Source organism: Bacillus sp. FSL W8-0848 (assembly GCF_038007805.1).
GTDB lineage: Bacteria > Bacillota > Bacilli > Bacillales > Bacillaceae > Bacillus > Bacillus glycinifermentans.
In genome coordinates this window covers 323506-337111 of the sequence record NZ_JBBOYB010000001.1, presented here as the reverse complement: position 1 = coordinate 337111, position 13606 = coordinate 323506, and the positions used below count along the sequence as shown (strand labels likewise).

The following is a 13606-nucleotide window of genomic DNA, read 5'->3' as shown; positions in this document are numbered from 1 at the left end:
TTCTTAAATCATTTTCCCTATAAAAACTTCTCCGTTATGAGCATCGATGAATACGGGCGATATCGGGCGGTAGACGAGCCTGTAATGATCATTTTTTTCCCGTTTGTATTCTCTCTCCCATTGCAGCTTCACATCAAAAGCCTCTGCAAAAATAGCTTTTGCTTCTCCAGCTGAAACAGCGGGTGACGGGTTCATCTCTTTCAGTGTTTCCGGTTCGATTTCGGGCCCGAAAAACCCGATGACGCGACCGTTCGCGCGGTTGATGATAATGGTTGCAAATTCCGCTCTTAATGGCATTCCTTCATATTGAACATCAAATTGAAAATGGGCGTTCTGTCCGTTGTCTTCATTCCCCAAAGGGCGCATGCGGAAAAACTCCCCGGCACACGGATAAAGCCGATAGAGAAATTGCAACGCCCTTTGAAGGCATGCTTCTTCGGTCAAAACAGGAGGTCCTTCCGCTTTAATAAAAGAGAACATTCCCTTCAGTTTTCCCGATTGTTTATCTTTCTTGATTTTCAGCGTATTTTGATTGCGCTCTTTGAAAAAGCCTGCCATGGTAAAGTCTGTTGGTTCAGGATCGCCTCCTTCACGCCATACGGTTACAATCGAATCTCCAAAATCGATTTCGCGAATTTTCCGAAGAGAAGAGCTGAAGCCGATCATTTCATTGATATCTCCGTCACGCTCAGCTTCAGGCAATAAAGGGAGCGGTATTGTTTCCGTCTCTTCTCCATCCATTGAGGCTTGCAACATTTCAATTTCCTCTGCCGAATCGGCAGGATGGCTCAAAAACGGCAAATCCGCCTCATAAACAAGATGCGGCCGATCGTCTCCCCCCTTGTACAAATTCTGATGAATCTTTTCGATGGCAAGATTCAATTCAACGCTCTCAAGATAACGGGAGATCACCGTTTCCTTATCAACGATCTGCTTTGGAACAGCAAACGAATCTGTCCCGCCGTCATAGCGGAATCTCTTTACTTCTCCGTTTCTTCCGACCGTCACGGAAAAGCCCGTTTGCGGCAGCGGAAGATCGAGAACGGTCTGGGCGTATGAATATTGAACAGTGTCTTCTGTCACTTTCTTCTCCTGAAAAACAAACGCTTCCGCTGCATGTGGATAATGGCGTTCGACAAATTGCAGGGCCTTTTGCCGCAGGCGTTCGTCCGGAAGCGTGTCCGTGTATGTTTTAAATGAAGCGTCTTCTTTCGTCAGACTGATCAGCCTTCCTTCTTGATCCAATTCTACTGTAATGCCTTTATCTTGATTGTCCGCATCCTCCCAAACATAAAAAGCCCGGCCTTGTTCTTCTTCACAGCACTCTTCGACCATGAGCCGATAGTTTTCAGGGACAGCACCGATATGATGAGCTTTTTGCTTTAACTGTTGACCGTTCAAATCCAATCTCCCTTTCCTTTTATTAGTCGCAATTATTTATACGAAAGGGTCTTTTAATAGTTTCAAAAAATTGGATTTGATTGATATTCAGATGAATGATGCCAGTCTGACACTGTAATATCTCATCGCTTTAGGTACCCCTTTTATCTCAAATACCCCTTTATAAATCAGCTCCCGGATTCGATATTCGATAAATTCATCGCCGATGTATTCATCCAGATGGCCGAGAACCTCCCCAACGACCCTCGTACAAACGATAAAATCCTTTTTTGAATGGCGATTCTGGAACTTTGTTGCTCTATCAATAATCAACGCATCAAAAAAGTTCTCTTCTTCACTTTTGATTTTTTTATTTTTCCACGTTCTTAATACGTTTTTACTTCTTGAAAGTTCTTCCCATTCCATAAGATAACGAAGCTTCCCGCCTTGAGACATCCGGGATTTGAAGGCTCTTTTTTCATACAAAACTCCGAGTTTGTCAGGGAGGATTTCGCCTGAATGCCTATAAACGATAGCACCCTTTGAAGATGTATTGAGGTGAAATATATCGTTTGTTTTGTGATGCAATAATTTGAGCGCAAACCTGAGCCCGGTTTGCTCATGGGCATTATCTCCCGCCCAGATAATGACGGGAACATGCTCCTGAATGCCGTCCAGTCGATATATTTCCTCTTCAAAGCGGTTATATTGTTCTTTCAATTCATCATCATAATCGTTGAAGTGCTCTTTCATCCATTCATAGCGCTTCATTCGGCCTTCTTTTGTTTCAAGCCGGGAAAGCGGACCGATTGACAATATGCCGTGGAAGGCGATGATGTCTTCTTGATCGGCTTTCCCGGCTTGTTTGAGCGCCATTTTTAAGCTGCCGGCAACAGAAAGGCCAAACACGATGTGAATGGCTTGAACGTCATGCTTTCTTGGCGGCTGATCCCCTCTTTTCTTGAATTCATCAAAAAAATCGATCATCCGTTCACAAAACTCGTCTTTTGGAACGCCCCCATCCTGCTGCATTTCAATCGTTATCAGCATGTTCAGCAAAATGCTTTTCGCTTCCTGTTCGGTTAGTCTGCTAATGTTTTTCTTCAGTTCCTCCACCATGAAAATCTCTCCCTTCGAAAACGCTGTACCGGGTTTATTCTCTCATGTTCCAATAGAATATCAAAACCCGGTTTCCGGTTTTCGAAAAAAGTCCTACTCCAATTGCGAAGGATACAGCGTCATGCCGCCGTCAACAAACAATGTCGCGCCGGTGACGTAAGACGCCTCATCCGAAACGATCCATGCCGCCGCTTGGGCGACTTGTTCAGGTGTTCCAAATGCATTCATCGGAATCTTCCTTAACTGTGCCGCTTTATGGCTTCCCTCCAGATCGTCATTGCTTTCGGTTGCGATTGTTCCCGGAGCGATGGCGTTGATGCGGATGCCCTTTTCGGCATAGTTGATGGCCAGCGTTTCAGTCAGCAGCTTCATTCCGCCTTTGGAAGCCGAATATTGAACGTTTGTCGGTCTCGGAATTTGCTGATGAACGCTGGATATATTGAGTATGCTTCCCTTTTTGCCGTGCTCCAGCATGTATCGAATCGCTTCTTTAGCGCCGAGAAATGCACCTGTTAAATTGACGTCGATCACCTTTTTCCAATCGTCAAGACTTAGTTCGTGCGGGAGTGCGCTTTTGCCGTTGAATCCCGAATTATTCACCATGACATCAATCGTGCCGAAATGTTGAACGGCAGCTTCAAGAAGCGCCTTCACGCCCTCCTCCTTTGAGACATCAGCGCCAACCGCATGAGCGTTTCCACCGCTTTGTTTAATATGATCAACGGTTTCCATAGCGCCGGCGGGATCGCTGTGATAATTAATAATCACATTCATCTTTTCTTTCCCAAACCGTTCTGCAATCGCTTTTCCGATTCCTTTTGAGGAGCCTGTGACGATTGCCGTTTTCCCTTTCAAATCATTGTACACGCTAAAGCCCTCCTTGCATGTCTTCTCGTTTTCTACCATTCTATTACCCTGCATGACCGTTATAAAAACGAAAATGGATCTTTAGCATGATCTTTCTTTAAAATATGGAAGATTCAGAATTATTTTGCTAATATCTTACTTGAAAATAAAATAAGGAAGTGATGTTTTGATGGCAAAAAATGGTGTTTCACGCGTTTTCATTGCCGGACTCATCGGAATTTCTATTTTTTCTTCGGGCATTTACTCTGCACAAGCTGCATCATCGCCGCATAGCCCAGTCTCCAGCGACCCTTCGTACAAGCCCGGCTCCACCTATGATCCCAACATAAAAATTGACAATAACGGCGCCTATTCGAAAGCCTTCAAAGGAACCGGAACACCAGGCGGCTCCGTCCAGGCCAAACCGATAAAAGAATCGCCCGCCGGCCCGCCTTACAGCCCTAAATCGGTAATCGGCTCAGATGAACGGACAAGCGTGACTGATACAACGGCCTTCCCATACAGAGCAATCGTCCATATTTCAAGCAGCATCGGCTCATGCACAGGCTGGCTGATCGGACCGAAAACGGTAGCAACGGCCGGGCACTGCGTCTATGACACGGCAAGCCGATCATTCGCGGGAACCGCCACCGTTTCTCCGGGACGCAACGGTTCAGCTTACCCTTACGGATCTGTTACATCGACCCGCTATTTCATCCCGTCGGGTTGGCAGAGCGGAAATTCCAATTATGACTACGCAGCGATCGAGCTCAGCCAGCCGATCGGCAATACCGTCGGCTATTTCGGATATTCATACACCGCTTCATCGCTTGCAGGGGCAAACGTGACCATAAGCGGATATCCTGGAGACAAAACAACAGGCACCCAATGGCAAATGTCCGGAACGATCGCTCTTTCAGAAACGTATAAACTGCAATATGCGATCGACACATACGGAGGTCAAAGCGGTTCCCCGGTATATGAGAAAAGCAGTTCAAGGACAAACTGCAGCGGCCCATGCTCGCTGGCGGTTCATACGAACGGCGTATACGGAGGGTCCTCTTACAACAGAGGCACCCGCATTACGAAAGAAGTATTTGATAATTTCACAAGCTGGAAAAACAGCGCACAGTAACACCATTACACAACCCGTTTCCTCATGGAACGGGTTTTTTCAGTTTGGAAGTATAAAAGAGCGATGTTTTGAAAGCGTTTCATTTTGTATAATGGTTGGTAAAGGATGTGATGACTGATGATATCTGCACAAATCAAATCGCAATTGATGAACATCGTCGGCCCGGAAAACTATGATGATTCGAATGCAGGACGCCTTGTCTATTCCTATGATGCGACGCCGCAATACCAATCAATGCCTGATGCCGTCGTCGCACCGCGCTGCACCGATGAAGTGTCGCGCATTTTGAAGCTTTGCAACACCCACCGCATTCCGGTTGTGCCGCGCGGCTCCGGTACCAATCTCTGCGCAGGCACATGCCCGACCGAAGGCGGGATTGTCCTCTTGTTCAAGCATATGAATCAGATCCTGGAAATCGATGAAGAAAATCTGACCATGACCGTCCAGCCCGGTGTGATTACTCTTGACTTGATACAAGCAGCAGAAGAAAAAGGCTTGTTTTATCCGCCTGACCCGAGCTCGATGAAGATTTCGACGATCGGCGGAAATATCAACGAAAACTCAGGGGGGCTGCGCGGCCTGAAATATGGAGTGACCCGCGATTATGTCATGGCTTTAGAAATAGTGCTGGCAAACGGCGATATCATCCGCACCGGCGGAAAGCTCGCAAAAGACGTTGCCGGCTATGACCTGACGCGCCTGTTTGTCGGCTCTGAAGGGACATTGGGCATCATCACCGAAGCGACACTGAAATTAATCCCGGCTCCTGAAACAAAGAAAACCGTCCTCGCCCTCTATGAAGATATCGATTCCGCAGCCAAGACCGTATCCAACATCGTCGCCTGCAAAATCATTCCGACAACACTAGAATTTCTTGATCAGCCTACTCTTCAGGTCATCGAAGACTTCGCCAAAATCGGCCTTCCGGTTCACGCCAAAGCCGTCCTTCTGATCGAACAGGACGGCGCAGAAGAAACCGTCAGCCGTGACATCAGCATTATTGAAGAAATTTGCAAAAAGGGGAACGCCGTATCCGTGCAAACGGCGAAAACAGAAGCGGAAGCTGAAGACCTCCGCAACGCCCGGCGCGCTGCGCTTTCCGCCTTGGCCCGCTTAAAGCCGACCACCATCCTGGAAGATGCCACGGTTCCCCGGTCAGCCATTGCCGCCATGGTGAAAGCGATCAACCGCATTGCCGAACAATATGATCTTACCATTTGCACGTTCGGCCATGCGGGAGACGGAAACCTTCATCCGACATGCACGACAGATGTGCGGAACACAGAGGAAATGGAACGGGTCGAACGGGCCTTTGCCGACATTTTCAAAAAAGCCGTTGAGCTTGGCGGCACGATTACCGGCGAGCACGGCGTCGGCGAAATGAAAGCCCCTTATCTCGAACTTAAACTCGGCGAAGCGGGAGTGAATGCAATGAGAGCAGTGAAGCAAGCTTTTGATCCGAACAACATTATGAATCCGGGCAAGGTTTTCGCAAAAGATTCCCGCAAACGGGTGGTGGTGTCAAAATGACGACAGCAAAAGAAAAAAAGGCCATTCAGCAGCAGTTTCACGAGCGGATGGATGAAGAAGAGCTGCTGAACTGCATGCGCTGCGGATTTTGTCTGCCTTCCTGCCCGACCTACATAGAATCAGGCTTTCAGGAAAGCCATTCTCCCCGCGGGCGCATCGCCTTAATGAAAGCCGTCGCAGATGGAGTCATTGAACCTGACGAAGATGTCGAACGTTCCCTTGAGCTTTGCCTCGGCTGCCGGGCATGTGAACCCGTATGTCCCTCAGGCGTCAACTACGGCCGCCTATTAGAAGAGGCGAGGGACATCATTCAGCAAAATAAAAAACACCGTCTTCCGGCAAGGATGCTTCGCAATGCAGTTTTTAAAGGGCTTTTCCCGCACCAAAACCGCGTTCGGGCGCTGACCGGGATGCTCGGCATCTATCAGCGTTCAGGGCTGCAGAGTGCGGTTCGGAAATCAGGCATGCTGCGGATGCTGCCCGATCACCTCGCAAAAATGGAAAGCGTTCTGCCTAAAGTGCCGGATCTGAAGCGGCTGAAGAGCCGCCCGAACCTCCTTCCGCCGATCGGCAAGCGCAGGAAACGGGCCGCTTTTTTCTCAGGCTGTCTGATGGATACGTTGTTTTTAGATACAAATATGGCGACCATTAAGCTCCTCCGGCTGTCGGGATGCGAGATCGTCATTCCCGAGCAGCAGGCATGCTGCGGCGCCCTTCACGGGCACAGCGGTGAGAGGGAGCAGGCCGTCGGGTTGTCCAAACGGAACATCCGGGCGTTCGAGAATATAAACGCAGATTATATCGTAACAAATGCGGGAGGCTGCGGGGCGTTTTTAAAAGAGTATGAGCATCTCCTAAGGGATGAGCCGGAGTGGCGGGAACGGGCAAAGGCTTTTTCACAAAAGCTGAGGGATTTTTCCTCCGTCCTTCTGGAACTGGATTTCGGGCAAAACCCCCTCGAGCTTCCGAGCCAAATCGTGACATATCAAGACTCATGCCATTTGCGGAATGTGATGAAAACTTCCGCTGAACCAAGAAAGCTTCTCCGCGGCATCAAAGGCGCTGAATATAGGGAAATGAAACATGCGGAAAGCTGCTGCGGCTCAGCCGGAATTTACAATATTGTCGAATCAGTTATGTCGATGAAAATTCTTGACGCCAAAATGGAGGCGGCAAAAGCGACCAAAGCGGCAACGATCGTCACCGCAAATCCCGGCTGCCTGCTGCAAATGAAGCTAGGCATTGAACGGGAAGGCCTTGGAAACGAGGTGAGAGCCGTCCATCTCGCAGACTTATTATTAGAAGCCGCAGGAGAGCCAAGTTAGCGTCTCGTGTATATTTCTCGGGAAATAAATCGAAACGTGTCTGCCGCTATTTCCGGACAGCAGGGAACTCGCCGTTCGGCTGTATAAACCGAAGGCCCTTCACCTGTCCGGAATCGTCGGCTTCAAAGCGCACGCTGAATCCCTGGAGATTTTTGATTTGAAATGTCATCTCGCGGTATGGAACAAGCTCGTAATCAGGCTGTCCGGGCAGCGAAACCCAGAGCGTCTTCGCGCCTCTAAGGGAAACGGCCAGTTCTGTCCCGTCTTCCAGCGTATATTTCCCGGTGAGCGATTCGAGAAATTCGGGATCGTACAATTGCTGATCAGGCTTTCAGATAAATTCAATTTCCTTCGCACCTTCCGCCATTTCAAACGGTACAGAAAAACTGCTGATATATCCGTGCAAATCAGCGTCAAACGAAGACAGCATCGTTGCCCCGGTAAGTTCCAGTTTCATTTCGAATGTATCGTAATGGTAATGCTGCAAAGGCATGACAAACGAATTGTACAGTGCCTGCAATGCTCCGTCCTTAAGCTCTATTTTCAATTCTCCGTAGCCCGGATGCTCATAAATTCCGGGATAGTCCTCAAGAGCATGCGAAGGCTCCGTTCCTTCGATTCTGCTGATATCGGCGGACCGGTCCACTCCCAAGGCCGCTTTCTTGATCTTTTCCGTCTCGCCTTTCAGTCTGCCGCTCCAGTCGATTTCATCAAGGCCGAGCAATCGGTCAAAGATATTGTAGGCAAGCAAATTCGGAAGCACGCTGCCGTTTAAATTCGTCAGGATGACGGCGCCGATGTTTTCGTAAGGCATGAAGCATACAAGCGATGAAAAGCCATCGATATTTCCTCCGTGGTGAATCATATGATGTCCCCGGTAAGGCTCGACAAACCAGCCGAGGCTATAGCCCGCCATCGGAAACTCTTTCCCTTTGAACGATTGGTCGCATGATATACACGGTGTATGCAGCTCATTGAGGCTTCCCTCCGATATAATCCCGCTGAATCTGCTGTTGCCGAGATGGAGCCGCACCCAATTGGCCATATCCAGTACATTCGAATTGATCGAACCGGCGGGGCCGATGGCATTAATATTGCGAAAAGGCATTTTTTCAATTTCCCCGTTTTTTTCCTGATGCGGAAGCGCATAGTCTTGAAGCTTCTGCATGTCTTCCACCGAAAAATTGCTTGACTTCATATTCAACGGCTTGAACAGACGCTCGTGAATAAAATCCTCCCACGTCGTTCCGGCGATTCTCCCTGTCAAATAGCCCGCCGTCATGAACATCAGATTCTGGTATTGCCATTTCGCCCGGAAATCGCGATTCGGCTCCAAATAACGAAGCCGCTGAAATATCTCTTCCCTGGAAAAGGGGGAATTGTACCACATCATATCATGCCTCGGCAGGCCTGAACGGTGGCATGCCAAATCCCGCGGAGTCAGCCGTTCAGTCGCAACCGGGTCATGCATCTTGAATTCGTGAAGGTATTCCCTGACCGGCAGATCCCAATCCATTTTTCCCTCATCGGCCAGAATCGCCATACCGGCGGTTGTGAAACCTTTCGTCGCCGATCCGATCGCAAACACCGTCTCGGGGTTCACTTTTAATTTCTGTTCCTTGTCCTTAAAACCGAAGCCTTCCGCCATGATGACCTCATCGTCCTTTACCACCGCGATCGCCGCTCCGGGCACGTTCCATTCCTTCATTTTTTGCAAAACAAAACTGCGAAAGCCCTTCCATTCTGTTCGTGAATGTTTCATATGACAGCTCCTCTCTTTGCCTGGATCCCGTGTCTTTTCCTGATGTGTAAAAATCCGTCCTGTAGGTCATACGTTTGATTTCCTGAATGGTTTCAATACCCGGTCATTCGGAAAAATTTTGTATATTTTTTAAAAGATTTCAGAAGCTAACGTTGAAAGCAAAAAACGCGCTGAAACCTAAGGAGGTATTTATAAACGTGTTTAGTTTTATATGGTCTTTAATTATCGGAGGTATTTTAGGCTGGCTTGCGGGCCTGATCATCAGAAGGGATGTGCCGGGAGGAATCATCGGCAATATTATCGCCGGGTTTATCGGTTCATGGCTTGGATCCGCGATTTTGGGGCGGTGGGGCCCGACAGTCGGAGGCTTTCATATCATCCCTGCCCTGATTGGCGCGATCATCCTGATCTTTATCGTCAGCCTGATTATGAGAAGCACCGGCGGCAGAAAAAGCGGCGCCCAATAAACCAATATTAAGGCGGCTTGGTCAAAAGCCGTCGTTTTTTATTGATTTCATTCACCCTCCATCTCTTATATAATTAATTAGGAATACGAAATGATTTGAAATGGAGGACGTATATTGGAAAAAACGGCGGAAACAAGATGGAAACGTTCAGAAGTGCCGAAAGAGCTGACATGGAAGCTGACGGATTTATTCCCCTCAGATGAAGCCTGGGAAGCGGAACTGCTTCAGATTGAACGCGGCCTTCCGGCAATTGCCGCTTATAAAGGCAGGCTTCACGAAGGAGCAGGAACCCTTTTAGAATGTTTAACATTGCAGGAAAAGCTCATGGAGCGCATGACCCGGGCCATGACCTATACCCACCTCAAAAAATCCGAAGATCTCACGAATCCAGTCAACCAAGCAAACGCCTCAAGAACAGCCGCGCTGCAGGCGCGAATCAATGCAGCCTTGTCATTTATCGAGTCAGAAATCCTCAGCCTTCCCGAGCATGCAATTGAAGCTTACATAAAGAGCGAAAAAGGACTCGGGCCTTTCCGGAAAATGCTGACAGAGATGCTTGAACGAAAAACCTACAAGCTCTCGCCGGAAACGGAAGAAGCACTGGCCGCATTGGGCGAAGTACATGAGGCGCCCTATAAAATTTTTGGAATGGCGAAGCTCGCCGACATGCGCTTCGCTCCGATTGAAGATCAAAACGGACATGAGCTGGCCAACTCCTTTGCTTTATACGAGGGAAAATATATGTTTTCTCCCGACACGGACATTCGCAGAAAAGCCTTCGACTCCTTTGCCGATACATTGAAACTGTATCAAAACACGATTGCCGCAGTCTATGAAACAGAAGTCAAAAAACAGGTCAACCTGTCGCGGCTTCGCGGCTATGAATCGGTTACCCATATGCTTCTGAAACCGCAAAACGTGACACTCGATATGTATCATAATCAGCTTGATGTCATTAAAAATGAGCTTCGGCCGCATATGCGCCGGTATGTCCGCCTGAAAAAACGGGTGCTGGGCCTTGATCAAATGCGTTTTTGCGATTTGCAGGCCCCGCTGGATCATGAATTTCAACCGAAAACCTCCTTTGCGGAAGCGCGCAGCATGATCATTGAGGCATTGCGCGTGATGGGGCCTGAATATGTACAAGTCATGGAAACGGCCTTGACCGGAAGATGGGTCGACCTGGCCGACAATATCGGCAAATCAACTGGAGCGTTTTGTTCAAGTCCGTACGGCGTTCACCCTTACATCCTGATGACCTGGACGGATACGATGCGGGATGTCTTTACCCTTGCGCATGAACTCGGCCATGCCGGCCATTTTTATTTCGCAAACAAACACCAGAGAATCATGAACGTCCGCCCGTCTCGCTATTTCATTGAAGCGCCTTCGACCATGAACGAAATGCTTCTCGCCCAGCACCTTCTCTCGAAAACAAACGATCTGAAAATGAAGCGCTGGGTGATCAATCAGCTGATGGGAACCTATTATCATAATTTCGTCACCCATCTGCTTGAAGGGGAATACCAGCGCAGAGTCTATCAAATGGCTGAGCAGGGAGCCGCTCTTACCGCGTCCGTTTTATCCGGACAAACAATGGAAGTGCTTTCCGAATTCTGGGGCGACGACGCAGAGCTTGACGAAGGAGCAAGCTTGACATGGATGCGCCAGCCTCACTACTATATGGGACTTTACCCTTACACATATTCGGCAGGGCTGACAGCCTCAACGCTCGTCTCGCAAATGATCAGAAAAGAAGGCCAGCCTGCGGTGGACAGATGGCTGAACGTCCTGAAAGCCGGCGGAACGATGAAACCGCTCGACCTCTTAAAGGAGGCAGGCATCGATATGTCGACGGACGAGCCGATCCGCCGGGCTGTCGCATATGTCGGCTCCCTGGTCGATGAGCTTGAAGCGCTTTATGAGAAAAACTAAGAACGGCCGATTTCCGGCCGTTCTTTTTAGTCTCCTTTAAGCAAACATCGGATTTCCTTTCATGCCGATCCATAAATCCGTCTGCTCCAATGCATGGGCCATCCGAAGCAGCCAATGTTCTTTTCCCTTTGGCGCCATAAACTGAACACCGAGCGGAAGCCCGTCTTTTGTAAGATGCACCGGAACGCTCATCGCCGGCTGCCCGGTCAGGTTTGCAAGCTGTGTGAACGGTGTGTATGTGAGGCTCTTCAAAAACATCTCATACACCAGCGCCTGCTGGTCGCTTTTTTCCATGCCGCTTACCTTCATCAGCGCTTCGGCTTCCTTTTGCGTATGGGTCAGCTCGCCGACCTTCGGAGCCTGGTAAGCCGTTGCCGGTGTAACGTACAGGTCAAATTTCTGATGAAATGCCGCCATTTGTGCGGCCGCTTTGTCCCATGAAGCGAGGCTTGCCGTAAATTCCGCTGCCGTCACTTTTTTGCCGGCTTCATTCAGCACCCATGTGACGATTTCAACATCCTCCGCGGTAATCGGCCTTCCGAGCGTTTTTTCCATCCCTGCAATCATCGCTGAAATTTCTCCGCAGTTCATCAAATAATAGTTTTCCATCAAGCGGAGGCCATCGACGTCATGCGCCTGTTCCTCAACATGATGCCCCTGGGCTTCCAGCCATGCGACGGTTTTGCGGACAGCGCGTTTTGCCTCCTCGCTAACAGGCGTCCCCACGGGAGACTCTGTAGAAAACGCGATTTTCAAAGGGCTCTCAGCCCCTTTTTTCATATCTTCCAAATAGCTTCCGGGAAATAACGGAGCTTGAAAAGCAGCTTCAGGCTGGATAACCTGGAGAATGTCGAGCAAAGCGGCACTGTCTCTGACGGTCCGCGAAAGGGCGAAATCGATGGACGCACCTTGCCACTGCCTTCCTGCTCCGGGCCCTACAGGCGTCCTGCCCCGGGTCGGCTTCAATCCGAAAAGCCCGGTAAAAGAAGCCGGAATCCTGATGGACCCTCCGCCGTCGCTCGCACCCGCCACAGGCACGATTCCCGATGCGACCGCAGCTGCCGATCCCCCGCTTGAGCCTCCCGGCGAATGCGCAACGTTCCAAGGGTTTCTTGACGGCCCGTACAATTCAGGCTCAGAAATGTTTTTCAGTCCATATTCGGGCGTATTCGTATGCCCGATAAACAAGAAGCCGGCTTCCCTCAGCCTGGCGACCCAATTTGAATCCCGCTTCGGAATATAGTCTTTCAGCAGCTTTGCACCGGCCGTCAAAGGCTCGTCCTTCACCGCCTGCGAAATATCCTTTAAAAGGATGGGTACGCCGGCAAACGGCTGCCGGGAAATATCAATCCGGCTGATGTCATTGACTGCTTTTTCTTTTCTCGTCCGAATCACCGCATGGAGGTGCGGATTTACTTCTTCCAAACGCGCAAAAGCAGCCTCAACCAATTCTTTCGCCGATACTTCCTTTTTTTTGATAAGCTTAGATAAACGAACGGCGTCATGCGCCATATATTCAGATACGTTCATGCCAGTTCCCTCTCTTCTCGGTTCGCTTGTGTTTACTATTTTGCCCGAGCCGTCCCGGGAATTCAATGGTTTGACTATGATTAAGGAAAAGGAGAATGCTGTATGAAAATCAGAAAACTTCCTTCAGAAAGCCCGCTGCCGCTGGATTTGCTGCTGTCTGCGGACCCTTCGGAGAAATTGGTGAAAGACTACGCCAAAAGAGGACAGTGCTATATAGCCGAAGCCGGCCGGCAGATCATCGGCGTCTACGTTTTGATTCCGACAAGGCCGGAAACGGCTGAACTGGTCAACATTGCCGTGACCGAAGAATGGCAAGGCAGGGGCATCGGAAAAGCGTTAATTAAGCATGCCCTGCAAACCGCAAAATCCCAGGGCTTTAAAACGATCGAAATCGGCACAGGCAATTCAAGCATTTCACAGCTGGCGCTCTATCAAAAATGCGGATTTAGAATTACAGGCGTTGACCGCGATTTCTTTATCAGGCATTATCAAGAGCCCATTTACGAAAACGGCATCGCCTGCATCGATATGATCCGTTTATCGATGGACATATAAAAAGCTGCCGGCTCCGGCAGCT

General features: G+C 49.3%; 12 protein-coding genes. 6 read left to right on the top strand and 6 right to left on the bottom strand.

The window, feature by feature from the left end; all coding sequences use genetic code 11:
• Nucleotides 1–3: 3 nt before the first annotated feature.
• The 3 genes from NSQ39_RS01900 to NSQ39_RS01890 all read right to left on the bottom strand — a co-directional run bounded on the left by NSQ39_RS01900 (nt 4) and on the right by NSQ39_RS01890 (nt 3366).
• Nucleotides 4–1401, bottom strand: a complete 1398-nt coding sequence (locus tag NSQ39_RS01900) for a YcdB/YcdC domain-containing protein (protein WP_175075256.1) — start codon at nt 1399–1401, stop codon at nt 4–6.
• An 87-nt stretch (nt 1402–1488) separates the two neighbouring features.
• Nucleotides 1489–2499, bottom strand: a complete 1011-nt coding sequence (locus tag NSQ39_RS01895) for a DUF1835 domain-containing protein (RefSeq protein WP_175075257.1) — start codon at nt 2497–2499, stop codon at nt 1489–1491.
• 93 nt (nt 2500–2592) lie between these two features.
• Nucleotides 2593–3366 (bottom strand): glucose 1-dehydrogenase, encoded by a 774-nt coding sequence (locus NSQ39_RS01890; protein WP_175075258.1) that lies wholly within the window; start codon nt 3364–3366, stop codon nt 2593–2595.
• Nucleotides 3367–3535: 169 nt separating this feature from the next.
• On the opposite strand from NSQ39_RS01890, the gene NSQ39_RS01885 reads away from it, so the two are divergent.
• The 3 genes from NSQ39_RS01885 (at nt 3536) to NSQ39_RS01875 (ending at nt 7335) form a co-directional block, all read left to right on the top strand.
• The gene (locus tag NSQ39_RS01885) at nt 3536–4480 is read left to right on the top strand and encodes a trypsin-like serine peptidase (protein WP_373687997.1); all 945 of its coding nucleotides are present in this window, start codon (nt 3536–3538) and stop codon (nt 4478–4480) included.
• Nucleotides 4481–4597: 117 nt separating this feature from the next.
• Entirely contained in the window at nt 4598–6010 is a 1413-nt protein-coding gene (glcD, locus tag NSQ39_RS01880) for a glycolate oxidase subunit GlcD (RefSeq protein ID WP_046130861.1), read from the top strand.
• Entirely contained in the window at nt 6007–7335 is a 1329-nt protein-coding gene (locus NSQ39_RS01875; protein WP_216898844.1) for a (Fe-S)-binding protein, read from the top strand. Before glcD ends, NSQ39_RS01875 begins: the two co-directional genes overlap by 4 nt.
• Nucleotides 7336–7381: 46 nt before the next feature.
• Here the strand turns inward: NSQ39_RS01875 and NSQ39_RS01870 are convergent, their stop codons facing one another.
• Together NSQ39_RS01870 and NSQ39_RS01865 are read right to left on the bottom strand one after the other, a co-directional pair.
• Nucleotides 7382–7651, bottom strand: a complete 270-nt coding sequence (locus NSQ39_RS01870) for a hypothetical protein (RefSeq protein WP_236809513.1) — start codon at nt 7649–7651, stop codon at nt 7382–7384.
• A gap of 15 nt (nt 7652–7666) precedes the next feature.
• Complete coding sequence (locus NSQ39_RS01865) at nt 7667–9097, bottom strand: serine hydrolase (protein WP_236809516.1); 1431 nt, start codon at nt 9095–9097, stop codon at nt 7667–7669.
• A gap of 197 nt (nt 9098–9294) precedes the next feature.
• On the opposite strand from NSQ39_RS01865, the gene NSQ39_RS01860 reads away from it, so the two are divergent.
• Complete coding sequence (locus NSQ39_RS01860; RefSeq protein WP_046130858.1) at nt 9295–9564, top strand: GlsB/YeaQ/YmgE family stress response membrane protein; 270 nt, start codon at nt 9295–9297, stop codon at nt 9562–9564.
• A gap of 114 nt (nt 9565–9678) precedes the next feature.
• Complete coding sequence (gene pepF, locus NSQ39_RS01855) at nt 9679–11499, top strand: oligoendopeptidase F (RefSeq protein WP_175075261.1); 1821 nt, start codon at nt 9679–9681, stop codon at nt 11497–11499.
• Nucleotides 11500–11535: 36 nt separating this feature from the next.
• Here pepF and NSQ39_RS01850 read toward each other — a convergent pair whose 3' ends face one another.
• On the bottom strand, nt 11536–13029 hold the full coding sequence (locus NSQ39_RS01850; RefSeq protein ID WP_046130856.1) for an amidase: 1494 nt from the start codon (nt 13027–13029) through the stop codon (nt 11536–11538).
• Nucleotides 13030–13131: 102 nt separating this feature from the next.
• Here NSQ39_RS01850 and NSQ39_RS01845 point away from each other — a divergent pair, with 102 nt between their 5' ends.
• A complete protein-coding gene (locus tag NSQ39_RS01845) occupies nt 13132–13584 on the top strand; it encodes a GNAT family N-acetyltransferase (RefSeq protein WP_046130855.1) in 453 nt (150 codons plus the stop codon).
• Nucleotides 13585–13606 lie beyond the last annotated feature (22 nt).

Excerpts from the sequence above, each read along its gene's own strand:
- NSQ39_RS01895 (WP_175075257.1), bottom strand. The coding sequence starts at position 2,499 with ATGGTGGAGGAACTGAAGAAAAACATTAGCAGACTAACCGAACAGGAA.
- NSQ39_RS01885 (WP_373687997.1), top strand. The coding sequence starts at position 3,536 with ATGGCAAAAAATGGTGTTTCACGCGTTTTCATTGCCGGACTCATCGGA.
- glcD (WP_046130861.1), top strand. The coding sequence starts at position 4,598 with ATGATATCTGCACAAATCAAATCGCAATTGATGAACATCGTCGGCCCG.
- NSQ39_RS01875 (WP_216898844.1), top strand. The coding sequence starts at position 6,007 with ATGACGACAGCAAAAGAAAAAAAGGCCATTCAGCAGCAGTTTCACGAG.
- NSQ39_RS01865 (WP_236809516.1), bottom strand. The coding sequence starts at position 9,097 with ATGAAACATTCACGAACAGAATGGAAGGGCTTTCGCAGTTTTGTTTTG.
- NSQ39_RS01850 (WP_046130856.1), bottom strand. The coding sequence starts at position 13,029 with ATGAACGTATCTGAATATATGGCGCATGACGCCGTTCGTTTATCTAAG.
- NSQ39_RS01845 (WP_046130855.1), top strand. The coding sequence starts at position 13,132 with ATGAAAATCAGAAAACTTCCTTCAGAAAGCCCGCTGCCGCTGGATTTG.